The organism is Bradyrhizobium sp. SZCCHNPS1003 (assembly GCF_032381555.1).
Taxonomy (GTDB): Bacteria; Pseudomonadota; Alphaproteobacteria; order Rhizobiales; family Xanthobacteraceae; genus Bradyrhizobium.
The window spans coordinates 18,802-35,037 of the sequence record NZ_JAUHIU010000029.1; the positions used below are offsets into that span (position 1 = coordinate 18,802).

The window sequence follows — 16,236 nt, forward strand, 5'->3', positions numbered from 1 at the left end:
ATCCGCAAGTTTGCCCGGTACGTCAACGCCCTGCCCGACGCAAGGGGACGGGATCCGATCTGAAGAAGATGACCCAGACAATGCGAACGACTGCCCGCCTGCTCTCCCGCGGCCTGAGCACCCGACTGCGCACCGCCGGCGCGATCGCGCTGACCTGCCTAGCGCTGGCCGCCTGCACCGGCGAGCAGTTCCAGAAGGGCTACATCATGCCCCCCGGCGCGCTGGAGCAGATCCCGATCGGCGCCAGCCAGGACCAGGTGCTGATCGTGATGGGCACGCCGTCGACGGTGGCGACGCTCGAGGGCGAGGTATTCTACTACATCTCCCAGCGCGCCGAGCGCCCTGTCGCCTTCATGAACCAGAAGGTGGTCGATCAGCGCGTCATCGCGATCTATTTCGACAAGAACCGCCAGGTCCGGCGGCTCGCCAATTACGGCATGAAGGACGGCAAGATCTTCGACTTCGTCAGCCGCACCACGCCGACCTCCGGCCAGGAGCTCAGCTACCTGACACCGCTGTTCAAGCTGCTCAGCTTCAACTGATCCCGACACGATCGCCGCAGCCCGGAATGTGATTCCGGGCCACGGCACAAAGCCGGACCGCTGCGCTGAATTGCGCAGCTCGCGCGCAATTGGCCTGCTTGCTCTGGCGCTGCAATCTTCCCTACCCTGCTGCAAAACAAGAGCAGGGAGGAATCATTGGCTCATTGCATCGCGCTGTCGCGCCGCAGGCTTCTGTCCGGAGCCGCAGCGCTGTCGACCGCCGCCATTCTGCCGCGCACGAGTCTCGCCGACTGGCGTCCGACCGAGACGATCAAGCTGATCGTGCCCGCCGCGCCCGGCGGCAGCACCGACGTGATGGGACGGCTGCTGGCCGCGCATCTGCAGACGGTTTGGGGACAATCGGCGGTGGTCGAGAATCGCTCCGGCGGTGGCGGCACGATCGGCACCGCCGAGGTCGCGCGTAACACCAAGGGGGACGGGTACACGATCCTGATCGGCAATCCCGGTCCCAACGCGATCGCCTATTCGATCTTCCGCAACCTCGCCTACAAGCCGGATCAGCTGCAGGCGGTGTCCAACATGATCCGCATCCCGAACATCGTCTCGGCGCATCCGTCGACCGGGATCAAGTCGATCCCCGAGCTGATCGCCTACCTCAAGGCCAATCCCGACAAGCTCAACTACGGCTCGTCAGGCGTCGGCCAGAGCCCGCATCTCACCGGCGCCTGGTTCCTGCAGCTCACCGGGTTGAAGATGACGCACATCCCGTTCCGCGGCGCCGGCCCCGCGCTGCAGGCCGCGCTCGCCGGCGACATCCAGATCCTGTTCGACAATCTGTTTCCGTCGCTGCCGCAGGTGCAGGACGGCAAGCTGACCGGCCTGTGCGTGACGACGCCGGAGCGCAGCGCCAATGCGCCCGACCTGCCGACGATGCGCGAAAGCGCGCCGGAGCTGGCCAAGTTCGACGTGTCGTCCTGGTTCGGCGTGTTCCTGCCCAAGGCCTGCCCGCCGGAGATCGTCAGCACGCTCAACCTGCAGGTCAAGGCGATGCTGGAGCGCGAGGACATCGCTAAGAACATCGCGGCCATGGGCGCCCGCGCCGACTACGGCACGCCGCAGCAGTTCGGCGACTTCGTCCAGGCCGAGACAGCCAAGTTCGCGTCGATCATCCAGAAGGAAGGCCTGCAGATGGACGTGAAGTAGCCCCTGGGCCCGGCGGCGCCGCGTCTCGGTGGAGCATTGGAATAGGGTTCGTGGTGTAACGGCACCTTAAGCGGGATGGTGCGATAGATGGCGGCCGCGCGTCCTTGATCTGGTTGCGAGATACCATCAGCCGATGCCGGGCCGACGACCTCGCGTGGATGCGGTCCGATCACCGTCCGAGGGGCAGGCGCCGGCGATGTCCATCGCATGAGCCGTGCCTTGCCCAACAGCGTTCTCCACCAGCTCGAAGACATTCTCGCCAGCCGATACGTGTCGCGGCGCGCCGAGATCCTGGAGCGCGTCACCGACCTGTTCGTCGTGGGCTCGGGCAAGTTCACCGAAGAACATGTCGATCTGTTCGACCACGTGCTGTTCAAGCTGCTCGACAACGTCGCCATTGCGGCGCGGGCGCAGCTCGGCAGCCGGCTCGCGATGCTGCCTGACGCACCGCCGCGGCTGCTCCGTCTGCTCGCCAGCGACGAGACGATCGCGGTGGCAGGTTCCGTGCTGCGCCAGAGCGAACGGCTCGACGACGAGACCCTGGTCGCGACCGCGCAGACCCGGGGCCAGGAGCATCTGCTCGCGATCTCCGACCGCAAGATCCTCACGGAATCCGTCACCGACGTTCTGGTCGATCGCGGCAATCAGGCCGTCGTTTCGAACACCGCCAACAATGGCGGCGCGCGCTTCTCCGATCACGGCTTCTCCGGCCTGGTGACGAAGGCATCCGAAGATCCCGGCCTCGCCTTGAAGCTCTGGAGCCGACCCGACAGCCCACGCGAGGTGCTTGGTCCGGCTGTTCGTCGAAGCCTCCGACGCGGTGCGCAGCCAGCTCGCCAGCGCTGATGCGGCGCGGGCCGAGATCGTCGAGCTCGCCGTGGCGCAGGCTTCGGATCATCTGCAGGCCGCCGCGCGGACGCGCTCGGCCGATTTCGTCACCGCCAAGGACTATGTCGAGCTGCTGCACGCGACCGGCCAGCTCCACGAGGCGCAGCTGCACGGCTTCGCCAAGGAAGGCAGCTTCGACAAGGTCACGCTGGCGCTGTCCCTGATGTGCAAGCTGCCGCTCGACGTGGTCGAGCGCGCCTTCGTGCGCAACCAGCCAGATCAGCTCCTGGTGCTCGCCAAGGCGTTCGACCTGTCCTGGGTCACCACCACGACGCTGCTGTTCATGCAGGCGCATGCCAGCGGCAGCGCACGCCCACAGCTCGACCAGCATCTGGCGAGCTTCTCGCAAATGCAGCCGCGAACCGCGCAGAGCACGCTGCAGTCGTATCGGACGCGGCAGCGCGCGGCGGAATAGATGGCGTCACGACACAACGAGAGACAATGAAAGACCCCGCGGCTCGCGCCGCGGGGTTTTTATTGGTCAGGACATCGCCCCGCTCAGTGCGCGAGGATCGCCAGCAGCAGCAGGGCCACGATGTTGGTGATCTTGATCATCGGGTTCACCGCGGGGCCGGCCGTGTCCTTGTAGGGGTCGCCGACAGTGTCACCCGTCACCGCCGCCTTGTGAGCATCCGACCCCTTGCCGCCGTAGTGGCCGTCCTCGATGTACTTCTTGGCGTTGTCCCAGGCGCCGCCGCCCGAGGTCATCGAGATCGCGACGAACAGGCCGGTGACGATGACGCCGAGCAGCATGGCGCCGACGGCCGAGAACGCCGCCGACTTGCCGGCTGCGCCGCCGCCCGCGATGGCGTAGATCAGGAAGTACACGACGATTGGCGACAGCACCGGCAGCAGCGAGGGGATGATCATCTCCTTGATCGCCGCCTTGGTCAGCAGGTCAACCGCCTTACCGTAGTCAGGCTTGTCGGTGCCCTGCATGATGCCCGGCTTCTCGCGGAACTGACGCCGCACCTCCTCGACGATCGCGCCGGCCGCACGGCCGACCGCGGTCATGCCCATCGCGCCGAACAGATACGGCAGCAGGCCGCCGAACAGCAGACCAACCACGACATAAGGGTTGTTCAGCGAGAAGTCCGGCTTGATCCCCGCGAAATAGGGATGGTGCGCCGAATCCGCGATGAAGAACTGGAGGTCCTGGTTATAGGCCGCGAACAGCACCAGCGCGCCGAGACCGGCCGAGCCGATCGCGTAGCCCTTGGTGACCGCCTTGGTAGTGTTGCCGACCGCGTCGAGCGCGTCGGTCGACTTGCGGACCTCCTTCGGCAGACCGGCCATCTCGGCGATGCCGCCGGCATTGTCGGTGACCGGGCCGAAGGCGTCGAGCGCGACGATCATGCCGGCCAAAGCGAGCATGGTCGTGGTGGCGATCGCGATGCCGAACAGGCCGGCCAGGCTATAAGTGACCAGGATGCCGGCGATGATGACGATCGCGGGCAGCGCGGTCGATTCCATCGAGATGGCGAGACCCTGGATGACGTTGGTGCCGTGACCGGTCACCGAGGCCGCCGCAATCGACTTCACCGGGCGGAAGTCGGTGCCGGTGTAGTATTCGGTGATCCAGATGATGAGGCCGGTGACGACCAGGCCGACCACGCCGCACATGAACAGCGCCGTGCCGGTGTAGTCGACGCCGTCGAGCTTGCCGAAGCCGATCAGCCAGGCGATGGCCAGCGCCACGCCACCGAGCGAGAGGACGCCGGTCGCAATCAGGCCCTTGTAGAGCGCGCCCATGATCGACTGGCTGGCGCCGAGCTTGACGAAGAAGGTGCCTGCGATCGAGGTGATGATGCAGATGCCGCCGATGGCGAGCGGCAGGGTCATCATGTTGGTCAACAGCGACGACTTGGCGAAGAAGATGGCCGCCAGGACCATGGTGGCGACCGCGGTCACCGCGTAGGTCTCGAACAGGTCGGCGGCCATGCCGGCGCAGTCACCGACGTTGTCGCCGACGTTGTCGGCGATGGTCGCGGGGTTGCGCGGATCGTCCTCCGGGATGCCGGCTTCGACCTTGCCGACGAGATCACCGCCGACGTCGGCGCCCTTGGTGAAGATGCCGCCGCCGAGACGGGCGAAGATCGAGATCAGCGAGGCACCGAAGCCGAGCGCGACCAGCGCGTCGATCACGGTGCGGCTGTCCGGCGCGAGCTTCATGAAGCCGGTCAGGATGCCGAAATAGATGGTGACACCGAGCAGCGCGAGACCGGCCACGAGCAGACCGGTGATGGCGCCGGCCTTGAAGGCGAGTTCGAGGCCGCCGGCGAGCGAGGTGATGGCCGCCTGTGCCGTGCGGACGTTGGCGCGCACCGACACGTTCATGCCGATGAAGCCGGCCGCGCCGGAGAGGATCGCGCCGATCGCAAAGCCGATCGCGACGAGCATTCCGAGGAAATACGCAAGGAGCACGAAGATCACGACACCGACGATTCCGATCGTCATGTATTGGCGGCGAAGATAGGCCTGCGCGCCCTCACGCACGGCCGCCGCGATTTCCTGCATGCGCGCATTGCCGGCGTCCGCGCTGAGCACCGATTGTGTGGCCCAGATCGCATAGACGATCGACAGCGCTCCGCAGAGCACGATCACCCATAAAGCTGACATTTAGTTTCCTCGGCTCTTTGCTTTTTCTAACTACGTCACGCCGCGATGGTGCGACGCACGCCCCCTGTCAGGCCGCCCCGGGCGGAGCCGCCTCGAACATCATGAAGCTTGCCAAAATCGCCATGATGACGCAACGCCGCGACGCCTGAACCGCTCCAAATTCAGACGCTTCTTTGGTCGCATTGTGCGGTGCAAATAGGTGTCAGAAGTGGCTGAAGGACAAGCGCGTCAGTGTGACGGGACGGCCCTGCCCGTCCAGGAAGCGCGGGGCTCGCGTTCCTTCGACCATGGCGCCGATGTCGGTAACGGCTACGCCCGCCGTCTCGGCTGCAGCACGGAACGCTGCGCATTGCGCTGCGGGAACAGTGCAGAGGATCTCGTAATCGTCGCCGCCGGAGATCATGCTTTCAAGCTGCGCGGCCCCGACAGCGAGCAGCTTCGCCGCTGCCGGCGATCGTGGAATGTGTGACAGCGCGATGTCGGCGCTCACGGAAGAGGCGGCGCAGAGCTTGATCAGGTCGCCCGCGAGGCCATCGGAGACGTCCATCGAGGCGGTCGCGTAGTCTCTCACGGCCGCGGCCAGCGCATTGCGTGGCTGCGGCGTGCGATAACGACCGATCAGCATATCCCGCGCGGCGGGATCGTCGGCCAGCGCCGCGGCCTCCGCTGTGCCCGTCAGGATGCGCAGGCCGAGCGCGGCATCACCGATCGTTCCCGTGACCATCACCCGGTCGCCGGGACGCGCCCCGAAGCGATGCACCATCCGGCCCCTAGGCACCCGCCCCCAGGCTGCGATCGAGATCATCACGGGACCCGGCGTCGACACGGTGTCGCCACCGAGCAGCGGACAGCCGAACGCAGCCGCGTCCTCGCCGAGGCCACGCGCGAACTCCGACAGCCACGCCTCGTCCTTCTCGCGCAGCGCCAGCGTCAGGACGAAGCCGGTGGGCACGGCGCCCTTGGCGGCGAGATCGGACAGGTTCACCCGCAGCGCCTTGCGCGCGATGGTGTCGGGGGGATCGTTGGCGAGATAATGGACGCCTTCGACGATGGCGTCGGTCTTGACGACGATGTCGTCACCATTGGCCGGAATGATCGCGGCATCGTCGATGAGGCCGAAGGCGCCGGGGTCGGTCGCCAGCGGCTTGAAATAGCGAGCGATCAGGGAGTCTTCGCCGGAGGGGTTGTGGGTCACGCGCTCGTCCCCCACACTTTGCACACTCTGCTGTCATCGCCCGGCTCGCCGCCTTCGCTAAAGCTGCGGCGCGCCCTCGCATCAGTCGCTGCGTCGAAGCCGTAAGGCGAAGACGGGACCGGGCGATCCAGTACGCCGCAGCCCTTCCGTATCCCTTGAACGTCTCTGGAATACGGGATCACCCGCCGTCGCGGGTGATGACAGTCGAGGAAAGAGACTGGCATCGCGCCGGTTCGCAGCGATCGTGCTCCGGCGCCCCCCATCGCTACTTCGGCCCCATCTCGTCGGCTCGGTATTGCCGGGCGAGTTGCTCCAGCACGGCGTTGACCATGCCGGTCTCGTCGCGCTCGACGAAGGCATGGGCGATGTCGACATATTCGGACACGACGACCCGCGCCGGAATGTCCTTGCGCCGCTCCAGCTCATAGGCGCCGGCACGCAGCACCGCGCGCAAGATCGCCTCGATCCGCTGCAGCGGCCAGCCGCGCTCCAGCGCCGTATCGAGCACGGGATCGATCTTGGTCTGGTCGCGCACCACGCCGGAGACGATGTCGCGGAAGAAGGCGGCCTCGGCCGGCAGATACTGCTCGCCCTCGACCTCGTTGCCGAGCCAGTGGCTCTCGAACTCGGCCAGCACGTCGTTGATGCCGGCGCCGGCGATGTCCATCTGGTAGAGCGCCTGCACGGCGGCAAGCCGCGCCGCGCCGCGCCGGTTGGCCTTCCGATCGTTTGCTCTGACCGGGCCCTTGAACGGTTTGTTGCTGCTCTCGGCCATCTCAGCCTCGCGCCAGACGGCGTTTGATGCGCAGCACGGCGAGCGCGGCCCGCGCAGCATCGCCGCCCTTGTTCATTTCCGAGACGCGGGCGCGCGCCCAGGCCTGGTCCTCGGTGTTGACCGTCAGGATGCCGTTGCCGAGCGGTAGGCCGCGCGCCACCGACAGGTCCATCAGCGCCCGCGAGGACTCCTGCGACACGATCTCGAAATGGATGGTGTCGCCGCGGATGACGCAACCGAGCGCGATCGCCGCATCATAGGGCTTGCCGTTCTTGGCGGCCGCATCGAGCGCAATGGCAATGGTCGCCGGAATCTCCAACGATCCGGTGACCGTGAGAACATCATAGCCCACGCCCGCCGCCTTCAGCTCGGCGGTGGCGCCCTCCAGCAGGGCATCCTGAAGGTCGTCGTAGAAGCGGGCCTCGACGATCAGCGCCCGGGCGCCGGAGATGTCGGTCTGGTCTTTGAGCGGCGCGCGCCGTGCGTCTGCCATGGTTCTGTTTCCATTGTCTTCAGGTGCCTCGTCCCAAGGGAGCGGCCATCCGGCCGCCTCGCGAAGGGCGAGATGAAATCGGCCTCATGCAGCGAGACGACACATCAGCGCCTCCTCGCAATCAGGGCTGGCCTTGTAGGCGCCAGCGCCCGCAAAGCCAAGACGGAAAGCCCCCTTCGAGGCTACTTCATTTCCGTAAGGCGCGCGGCATAGCGCGCCATCAGGTCGACCTCGATATTGACCTCGCTGCCGGCCTGCCAGGACGACAGCGTGGTGACCGACAGCGTATGCGGAATGATCAGCACCGAGAAGGCCAGTTCGTCGACGGTGTTGACCGTGAGCGAGACGCCGTCGAGGGTGACTGAGCCCTTGGTGGCGATGAAGCGCGCCAGATCCCGCGTTGTCTTCAGCACGAACCGCGCCATATCAGGCAGGTCGTCGCGGCTGACGATGGTCGCGATGCCGTCGACATGACCCGAGACGATGTGACCGCCGAGTTCGTCGCCGATCTTCAGCGCCCGCTCCAGGTTCAGCTTCGTTCCGACGCGCCAGTGCTTGGCCGTGGTCAGCGCCAGCGTCTCCGCGGCGGCATCGACCTCGAACCAGGTCTTGCCGTCGGTGAGGCCCGACTGCACGACCGTGAGGCAGACGCCGTTGTTGGCGATGGACGCGCCATCGGCGATCGTGGCCTGGTCGTAGCTGCAGGCGATGCGCAGCCGGTGCAGCTTGCCCTCGGTCCGCGGCGTCAGGCTGACGATCTCGCCGATGTCGGTGACGATGCCGGTAAACATTACGCGCGCTCGTAAATCGTAAGGGTGTCGGGATCGAGCGTTTCGCTAGCACGAACGCGATAGGCCGGCGACTGCGTGATTGCGGTCAGCGGCAATGCATCCAGCGCAGCGATCCCGTCCGCTCCGATCTCCCCGGGACCACGCAGCAGCCAGATTTCATCGACCAGGCCACTTGCCATGAAAGATGATGCGACGCGGCTGCCGCCTTCGATCATCAAACGGGTGATGCCCTTCTCGGCGAGCGCCTTGAGCACGGCGGGTGGCTCCAGTGCCGACGGTGCGACCTGCGGCGGCAGGCGGATCACCTGCGCGCCGGCGGCCCCCAGCTTGGTCGCTGCGGCGGGCTCCGCCACCTCAGAGGCAACGAGCCAAAGCGGCGTCGTCCGCGCTGACTGCACCAGACGGCTGGCGGTCGGGAGGCGCAGGACGGGGTCGAGCACGACACGGACCGGCGAGCGGGATTCCATGCCGGGCAGCCGGCAGGTCAGCAGCGGATCGTCGGCGATCGCGGTGCGCACGCCGATCAGGATCGCGTCGCTCTGGGCACGCAACACATGCACGCGCGTCCGCGCCGCTTCGCCGGTGATCGCGACCGGCGTGTTGCCCGCGGCTGCAATCTTGTCGTCGGCCGAGACGGCAAGCTTCAGGATCACATGCGGCCGCCCGTCGCGGATGCGTCGGAAATGACCCGAATGGTCGCGCTTGGCGTCCGCCGAGCAGAGGCCGACCTCGACCTGGATGCCGGCAGCGCGGAGCTTCGCATGTCCCTGCCCTGCGACCTCCGGATTGGGATCCTCGATCGCCGAGACGACGCGGCTGATTCCGGCTGCGATAACCGCGTCCACGCAAGGCGGCGACTTGCCGACATGCGAGCACGGCTCCAGCGTCACGTAGAGCGTGGCGCCTTTGGCTGCCTCCCCGGCACGGCGCAGCGCCTCGGGCTCGCCATGAGGACGTCCACCGGGCTGGGTCCAGCCGCGGCCGACGATCACGCCGTCCTTGACCACCACGGCACCGACGGCGGGATTGGGCCAGGTCCGCCCCAACCCGCGGCGGCCGAGCGTCAGCGCCAGCTGCATGAAGCGGCGGTCGGCGTCTTTCTGAGCCTTCAGCTTCTCGCCGACCTGATCGACCAGAACCCGGAAGATCATTTGCGGACCGGCGCGAGGCGCGGTGCTTCGTCCTCCGCCGAGAGCTCGCCGAGCACGGCCTCGAAATCCTTGGCCTCGCGGAAATTGCGGTAGACCGAGGCGAAGCGGACATAGGCCACGTCGTCGAGATCGCGCAGATGCTCCATCACGATCTCGCCGATCGCCTCCGAGGACACCTCCGACTCACCGCCGCTCTCGAGCTCGCGCACGATCGCCGAGACCATCTTCTCGACCCGCTCCGGATCGACCGAGCGCTTGCGCAAGGAGATCTGCACCGAGCGCATCAGCTTGTCGCGGTCGAACGGCACGCGGCGGCCGTTGCGCTTGATCACGGTCAGTTCGCGCAGCTGCACCCGCTCGAAGGTCGTGAAGCGGAAATTGCAGGTGACGCAGACCCGCCGCCGCCGGATCACCGAGGAATCCTCGGTGGGGCGGGAGTCCTTCACCTGCGTATCGAGGCTGTTGCAGCTCGGGCAGCGCATTGTGGCTTCAAGCCTTACTGATAGATCGGGAACCGGTCGGTCAGCGCCTTGACCTTCTCCTTGACCGCAGCTTCCACCAGCGGCGCGCTGCCGTCCGGGGCCTGCGCGATCGCGTTGAGCACCTCGGCGATCAGGCTGCCGACCTGCTGGAATTCGGCGACGCCGAAGCCGCGGGTGGTCGCCGCGGGGGTGCCGAGGCGCAGGCCCGAGGTGACGAACGGCTTCTCGGGGTCGAACGGGATGCCGTTCTTGTTGCAGGTGATGCCGGCGCGGACCAGCGCCTTCTCCGAAACGTTGCCCTTCAGGGCCTTGGGCCGGAGGTCGACCAGCATCAAATGGTTGTCGGTGCCGCCGGAGACGATGTCGAAGCCGTGCGCGCGCAGCGATTCCGCCAGCGCCTTCGCGTTCTCGACGATGTTCTTCGCGTAAGTCTTGAACTCCGGCCGCAGCGCCTCGGCGAAGGCCACCGCCTTGGCCGCGATCACATGCATCAGCGGACCGCCCTGCAGGCCCGGGAAGATCGCCGAGTTCAGCTTCTTGGTCAGCGCCTCGTCGTTCCAGAGGATCAGGCCGCCGCGCGGGCCACGCAGCGATTTGTGGGTCGTGGTCGTCGTGACGTGGGCATGCGGCACCGGCGAGGCATGTACGCCGCCGGCGACGAGACCGGCGAAGTGCGCCATGTCGACCAGGAGGTAGGCTCCGACGTGGTCTGCGATCTCGCGGAAGCGCTTGAAGTCCCACGGGCGCGAGTAGGCGCTGCCACCGGCGATGATCAGCTTCGGCTTGACCTCCTCGGCCTGCTTGGCGACCGCATCCATGTCGATCAGATGATCGTCGCGGCGGACCGTGTAGTGCGCGGCCTTGAACCACTTGCCGGACATGTTGACCGGCGAGCCGTGGGTGAGATGGCCGCCGGCGGCGAGGTCGAGGCCCATGAAGGTGTCGCCGGGCTGCAGGAGCGCCAGGAACACGGCCTGGTTCATCTGGCTGCCGGAGTTCGGCTGGACATTGGCGAAATTGGCGCCGAACAGCTTCTTGGCGCGGTCGATCGCGAGGTTCTCGGCGACGTCGACCCATTCGCAGCCGCCATAATAGCGCGCGCCCGGATACCCTTCCGCGTACTTGTTGGTCATCACCGAGCCCTGGGCCTCCAGGACCGCCCGGCTGACGATGTTTTCCGAGGCGATCAGCTCGATCTCGTGCCGTTGCCGACCGAGTTCACCCTTGATGGCGGCGGCGATTTCGGGATCGGCCTCGGCCAGGGTGGCGGAGAAGAAGGAATCGACTGACGAGGCGGGCTTGGCGCTGGAAGCGGTCATCGGCGGAATATCTCCACGTCCGCAAGGCCTTAGGTGGCCTGCGGTCGGTTCAGTGAAGTCGGTCGGAAAAGACCCCTGCCCTTACCATATGGGCGGCGGCAGGCCAAGGGACAGGCCAAGCGGTTGCGGGTCAAACCGGATATTTGCGCCAGATATGGTGGACGAGGTCCGGTGCAAGCCCTGCTCAAGCCCCGCCGCAGGAGTGCCAGCTTTCCGACATCTGCCACGTTTCCTTGGTCCGGAGATTGGTCGCCTTGTAGACTTGCCCCCGATCATCGCCGGGCGGGCATTGCTTCGGCTTCCAGACGGTGCAGAGACGCACGGGATCGCCCAGTTTGGAATGGGCCACGGCGGCGTTCCACTCTGCGTCGATCTGCTCGGCACCGCTCTGGTACAGCACGTGCCTCCCCGGATCCATAATGGGATCACCATACTTGCCGCGCTTCTCGCCGCGCTTGAACGGGGTAGGCGACAGCGGCTCATCAAACCGATCAGCAATTTTCGTGATCGTCGTCGCTGCGCAGGCGCCTATTGTGGCCAGTGCTTCTCGACTGTTCGGTCCCTTCTGGGGTTAAACCGTCTCAGCCATACTCTTCGTGGGCAGGCTCAGCTCACCGCACGCGAAGGCCAAGATTCCTGCCACGACAATGACTCGGGACACCAAATGCATCGCCCCCCAAATACAAACAACCTGCATGAAACCGGACGGTCTCATACAGGTTGTGAGGCAAGCGCGCGGCGAGCAATGCCGCACCGAAAGACATCAGAGGCCGGTGTAGCCCGCCTTCACCGGATCGACGCGGCCATCGAGCTGACGCAGATAGGTCAGGCCGCATACCGTCAGGCGGTGCGGATCGCGCTCGCCGGCTTCGAACAAGGTCTGGATATAGGCGCTCACCTTGCGGCGCGCCTCGTCGCTCGCCGCGGCGGTGCGGTTCGCCAGCAGGTCGTAAGTGTGCATGATGCGATCGATGGCGGCTTCCATATCATCCCCTCTTGAACGTCAGGCCGTCAGGCAGACTTGAACATCGAGATCGCCTTGTTGGCGAGCTTGAGCTTGTTGAATTCTCCGCGGTGAATCAGCTGAACGATGATGTCGACAAGTCTCTCGTTCGGCGCGAACTCCTCTGGCAGCTCGCCGGAGAGACGCAGATAGTTGGAGGCGATGGCATAGGCATCCCCAACCATCGCCACGTTCATGACTTGCATTCCGGCATCGTGCAGCATGGTCCGACCTCCGGTCCAGGGACATAAGCCCAGGAGCCTCGATTGGTTCCAATTCGGACCGGGGTTTTTGCCAAGGTTTTTGCCAAGGCGAACAAGAAAACGCCGGCCCGAAGGGGCCGGCGCAAGAACGACTTCCAGACGATCAACGGCTGTCCGGTTTTGGCTCTCGATGTCTGAGGCCGGCTCAGCCGAAACGGTGAGACCGGCTCAGAGGCGATACAGGATCTGGTCGGTCCAGAACCGCTCGAGACGATGCAGCGACTTGTTGAGCGTGGAGAACTCCTCGCTCGAAATACCGCCGACCTGCTCCACGGTCTTGACGTGCTTCTGATACAGCGAGTCGACGATGCGGCGGATCTCCTGCCCCTGCGGGGTCAGGCGGATGCGGACCGAGCGGCGATCGACGCGCGAGCGCTGGTGATCGAGGAAGCCGAGCTCGACCAGCTTCTTCAGGTTGTAGGAGACGTTGGAGCCGAGATAGTAGCCGCGCGTGCGCAGCTCGCCCGCGGTCAGCTCCTTGTCGCCGATGTTATAGAGCAGCAGCGCCTGGACCGAATTGATATCGGAACGACCACGGCGGTCGAACTCGTCCTTGATGACGTCGAGCAGACGGCGATGCAGCCGCTCCACCAGCGTCAGTGCTTCCAGATAGAGCGACTGCACGGTGCCGCCCTGGCCCGGCGCAGCAGTCTCCACGGCCGTCGCAACGGCTTTCATCATGACACTTCCCCTGTCGTCGTTTTTGTCGACTTATTCGACGAAACTTTTGTCCCGTCTGATAGAACGAACTTAAGGGGCGTGCTTTGAAGATCGCCTTAAATAAGAGCATAAAGAGAGAATGAATCGCGGAGAGTGAATCCTCTTTTAATTCAGTAATTACAGAGGCTTTTGCAAGAGTCCGTTGACGGTCGAGGGGCGATGTTCGCGGTTCGTTTCACCCACCTGTCGCATTACAAAACACGCTTGGGTAGCGCTGCTAAGGTCTCTGTAACAGCTGTGGCGGACGCTCTTAAGGTGTTCGAAACATTACTTGCATCGCGCTGAAAAGATTTACAGCGTGCAACGAATTTTCCGCACGACCTATGGTGGCCGCTCCCGGGCCGCCATCCAGGCCAGTACGAGGTAGGCGGCGAGCATGACCGCCTCGCCCGCGACCACCAGCAGATTGCCGCCATAGATGCCCGGGAACATGAGCTCGATGACCGCCATCGAGACGACCGTGGTGAGCCACACCACCGCGCCCCACGGCGTGGCCAGCCACAGGCCCACGGCGGCGACGAGCTCGATCACCGCGAAATAGACCGTCGCGGCCTGCCAGGCCATCGCCTGGTTCTCGAACGCGTCGTCCTCGCCGCCGATGAAGCCGGTCACCTGGGCCCAATGGTAAAGGCCCTTGGCGATCGAGAGCATGGCCATGACCCGCAGGAACAGCACGAGCCGCCGCGTCCAGACATTGTCGTCGCTCTCGCGCCGATCCGAGGACATGGCGGCAATCGACATGGCGGCGTTGTCACGCGCCAGATCTCGCGCCGAGGGAATCTCAGCCATGGCAGCTCGAGCAGAACAGGCGGGTCGTCATTGGGGCCTCTCAAGACCAGGAGCATGGCGATTCTTGGCCGGCCGGCACCGTGAAATCAACCGGGCCGGAAATCAACCGGGCCGCTTGCGTCAGGTCAAGTGACGGGCGACAGGCAAAGTGCTACAGATTGTTGGAATTACAACAAGTCAAAATCCGGCTCGCCGGTCAGCAAGGAGCCAGCCCTCATGGCGATCAAATTCGGGCGCCCGATCGACCTGCGCGACACCGCGCGCAATCCGGCCACTGGACTGACGCCGGCGCTCGACCTCACCATCCGTCCCCGCCGCAACCGCAAAGCTGAATGGGCCCGCCGGCTGGTGCGCGAGAACGTGCTCACGACGGACGATCTGATCTGGCCCCTGTTCGTGGTGCAGGGCGACCGGACCCGCAGCACCGTCGCCTCGATGCCCGGGGTGGAGCGGCTGAGCGTGGACGAGATCGTCCGCGATGCCGAGCGTGCCGCCAAGCTGGACATCCCCTGCATTGCGCTGTTCCCCTATACCGAGCCGTCGCTGCGCGACGAGCACGGCTCCGAGGCCTGCAACCCGGACAATTTGGTCTGCCAGGCGGTGCGTGCGATCAAGAAGGAGTTCCCGGAGATCGGCGTGCTCTGCGACGTCGCGCTCGATCCGTTCACCAGCCACGGCCATGACGGCCTGATCCGGGACGGCCGCATCCTCAACGACGAGACGGTCGCCGTGCTGGTGCGCCAGGCCCTGGTCCAGGCCGAGGCCGGCTGCGACATCATCGCGCCGTCGGACATGATGGACGGCCGGGTCGGCGCGATCCGCCAGGCCCTGGACCAGGCCGGCTTCCTCGACGTGCAGATCATGGCCTATGCGGCCAAATATGCCTCCGCCTTCTACGGCCCGTTCCGCGACGCGATCGGCTCGGCCAAGACGCTGACCGGCGACAAGCGCACCTATCAGATGGACAGCGCCAACTCCGACGAGGCGCTGCGCGAGGTCGAGCTCGACATCGCCGAGGGCGCCGACATGGTGATGGTGAAGCCGGGCATGCCCTATCTCGACGTCGTCAGGCGCGTGAAGGACACGTTCAGCATGCCGACCTTCGCCTATCAGGTGTCGGGCGAATACGCGATGATCACGGCCGCCGCCAACAATGGCTGGATCGACGGCGACCGGGCGATGATGGAAAGCCTGCTGGCGTTCAAGCGCGCCGGCGCCGACGGCGTGCTCACCTATTTCGCCCCGCAAGCTGCCGAGCAGCTGCGGCAGCAGCGCTGAGGAGGCGCCAGGATCTTTCCGAGACCCCCACGCTCCTTGAGCTCGCCGCTCCTTTCGCCTGCGCGGGCCGCCGGCTCGCGAAGTTCTGGCTTACAAGTCGCGAAATAGCCGGAAATTTGCCGCGTCCCATGCACGAACGGCCCTTGCAAGCGCAAGAGGGGTTCCCATGTCCTGGGTGCCAATCCGGAGGGCTTATTCATGGCGTATATGGGTTCAGGCGATAGCAATGGCGGTCCCGGTGCTCGGCCACACGCCTACGATCCCTATCAGCAGCCGGAATTGTTTCGCGGCGTGCTGACGCGGCGGATGATTGCGTTCCTGATCGATCTCCTGGTGCTCTCGGTCCCGGTGATCCTGGCGGTGATCTTCATTGCCGTGTTCGGCGTGGTCACGCTGGGTCTCGGCTGGGCGTTGTTCTGGCTGGTGTCGCCGGCTGCGGTGATCTGGGCCATCGTCTACTACGGCGCAACGATCGGCGGGCCGAACTCGGCGACGATCGGCATGCGGGTGATGGATCTGGAGGTACGGACCTGGTACGGCGCGCCGGGCTATTTCGTGCTCGGTGCCGTGCACGCGGTCTGCTTCTGGGTCTCGGTCTCGGCGTTGTCGCCGTTCGTGCTGCTGATTGGACTGTTCAACAGCCGCCGCCGGCTGCTGCACGATTTCGTGCTCGGTACCGTCGTGATCAACACGTCCGTGCGCTCGCAACTGACTGAACCGGCTCGCACCTGATGAGACGTCCGGTGGCACTGCAAAAGCGATTG

19 protein-coding genes are annotated in these 16,236 nt (G+C 65.5%); 6 read left to right on the forward strand and 13 right to left on the reverse strand.

Annotated elements, in window-relative coordinates; all coding sequences use genetic code 11:
- Window positions 1-80: 80 nt before the first annotated feature.
- The 4 genes from QX126_RS31620 to QX126_RS31635 all read left to right on the forward strand — a co-directional run bounded on the left by QX126_RS31620 (window position 81) and on the right by QX126_RS31635 (window position 3,009).
- On the forward strand, window positions 81-542 hold the full coding sequence (locus QX126_RS31620; protein ID WP_315786307.1) for an outer membrane protein assembly factor BamE: 462 nt from the start codon (window positions 81-83) through the stop codon (window positions 540-542).
- A 156-nt stretch (window positions 543-698) separates the two neighbouring features.
- Window positions 699-1,706: a tripartite tricarboxylate transporter substrate binding protein gene (locus QX126_RS31625; protein WP_315740217.1), complete on the forward strand. Its 1,008-nt coding sequence runs from the start codon at window positions 699-701 to the stop codon at window positions 1,704-1,706.
- Window positions 1,707-1,913: 207 nt separating this feature from the next.
- Window positions 1,914-2,552, forward strand: coding sequence for a DUF2336 domain-containing protein (locus QX126_RS31630; protein ID WP_315786308.1), 639 nt, complete (start codon window positions 1,914-1,916; stop codon window positions 2,550-2,552).
- Complete coding sequence (locus tag QX126_RS31635; RefSeq protein WP_315786310.1) at window positions 2,494-3,009, forward strand: DUF2336 domain-containing protein; 516 nt, start codon at window positions 2,494-2,496, stop codon at window positions 3,007-3,009. Before QX126_RS31630 ends, QX126_RS31635 begins: the two co-directional genes overlap by 59 nt.
- Window positions 3,010-3,092: 83 nt before the next feature.
- On the opposite strand, the gene QX126_RS31640 is transcribed toward QX126_RS31635, so the two are convergent.
- The 13 genes from QX126_RS31640 to QX126_RS31700 all read right to left on the reverse strand — a co-directional run bounded on the left by QX126_RS31640 (window position 3,093) and on the right by QX126_RS31700 (window position 14,194).
- Window positions 3,093-5,213, reverse strand: a complete 2,121-nt coding sequence (locus QX126_RS31640) for a sodium-translocating pyrophosphatase (RefSeq protein ID WP_315740218.1) — start codon at window positions 5,211-5,213, stop codon at window positions 3,093-3,095.
- Between the two features lie 202 nt (window positions 5,214-5,415).
- Entirely contained in the window at window positions 5,416-6,408 is a 993-nt protein-coding gene (thiL, locus tag QX126_RS31645) for a thiamine-phosphate kinase (protein WP_315786312.1), read from the reverse strand.
- A gap of 265 nt (window positions 6,409-6,673) precedes the next feature.
- Window positions 6,674-7,183 (reverse strand): transcription antitermination factor NusB, encoded by a 510-nt coding sequence (gene nusB / locus QX126_RS31650; RefSeq protein ID WP_315740220.1) that lies wholly within the window; start codon window positions 7,181-7,183, stop codon window positions 6,674-6,676.
- 1 nt (window position 7,184) lies between these two features.
- Entirely contained in the window at window positions 7,185-7,676 is a 492-nt protein-coding gene (ribH, locus tag QX126_RS31655) for a 6,7-dimethyl-8-ribityllumazine synthase (RefSeq protein ID WP_315740221.1), read from the reverse strand.
- Between the two features lie 182 nt (window positions 7,677-7,858).
- Entirely contained in the window at window positions 7,859-8,467 is a 609-nt protein-coding gene (locus QX126_RS31660) for a riboflavin synthase (protein WP_315773144.1), read from the reverse strand.
- Window positions 8,467-9,618, reverse strand: a complete 1,152-nt coding sequence (ribD, locus tag QX126_RS31665) for a bifunctional diaminohydroxyphosphoribosylaminopyrimidine deaminase/5-amino-6-(5-phosphoribosylamino)uracil reductase RibD (RefSeq protein WP_315773142.1) — start codon at window positions 9,616-9,618, stop codon at window positions 8,467-8,469. Before ribD ends, QX126_RS31660 begins: the two co-directional genes overlap by 1 nt.
- Window positions 9,615-10,100, reverse strand: coding sequence for a transcriptional regulator NrdR (gene nrdR, locus QX126_RS31670; RefSeq protein WP_006612773.1), 486 nt, complete (start codon window positions 10,098-10,100; stop codon window positions 9,615-9,617). Before nrdR ends, ribD begins: the two co-directional genes overlap by 4 nt.
- Window positions 10,101-10,114: 14 nt before the next feature.
- Complete coding sequence (glyA, locus tag QX126_RS31675) at window positions 10,115-11,419, reverse strand: serine hydroxymethyltransferase (protein ID WP_315740224.1); 1,305 nt, start codon at window positions 11,417-11,419, stop codon at window positions 10,115-10,117.
- Between the two features lie 184 nt (window positions 11,420-11,603).
- Window positions 11,604-11,819, reverse strand: coding sequence for a hypothetical protein (locus QX126_RS31680; protein ID WP_315786314.1), 216 nt, complete (start codon window positions 11,817-11,819; stop codon window positions 11,604-11,606).
- A 363-nt stretch (window positions 11,820-12,182) separates the two neighbouring features.
- Window positions 12,183-12,404 carry a hypothetical protein gene (locus QX126_RS31685; protein ID WP_315711437.1) on the reverse strand — a complete coding sequence of 74 codons (222 nt, stop codon included), beginning with the start codon at window positions 12,402-12,404 and terminating at the stop codon, window positions 12,183-12,185.
- A gap of 26 nt (window positions 12,405-12,430) precedes the next feature.
- Window positions 12,431-12,646: a hypothetical protein gene (locus QX126_RS31690; protein WP_315740226.1), complete on the reverse strand. Its 216-nt coding sequence runs from the start codon at window positions 12,644-12,646 to the stop codon at window positions 12,431-12,433.
- Between the two features lie 207 nt (window positions 12,647-12,853).
- Window positions 12,854-13,366: a transcriptional regulator LdtR gene (gene ldtR, locus QX126_RS31695; RefSeq protein ID WP_008962376.1), complete on the reverse strand. Its 513-nt coding sequence runs from the start codon at window positions 13,364-13,366 to the stop codon at window positions 12,854-12,856.
- A gap of 360 nt (window positions 13,367-13,726) precedes the next feature.
- Window positions 13,727-14,194 (reverse strand): DUF6163 family protein, encoded by a 468-nt coding sequence (locus QX126_RS31700; RefSeq protein WP_315740227.1) that lies wholly within the window; start codon window positions 14,192-14,194, stop codon window positions 13,727-13,729.
- A 216-nt stretch (window positions 14,195-14,410) separates the two neighbouring features.
- Between QX126_RS31700 and hemB the strand changes: the two genes are divergently transcribed.
- Window positions 14,411-15,472: a porphobilinogen synthase gene (gene hemB, locus QX126_RS31705; protein ID WP_315786317.1), complete on the forward strand. Its 1,062-nt coding sequence runs from the start codon at window positions 14,411-14,413 to the stop codon at window positions 15,470-15,472.
- A 198-nt stretch (window positions 15,473-15,670) separates the two neighbouring features.
- A complete protein-coding gene (locus QX126_RS31710; RefSeq protein ID WP_315740229.1) occupies window positions 15,671-16,204 on the forward strand; it encodes an RDD family protein in 534 nt (177 codons plus the stop codon).
- Window positions 16,205-16,236: the final 32 nt, after the last annotated feature.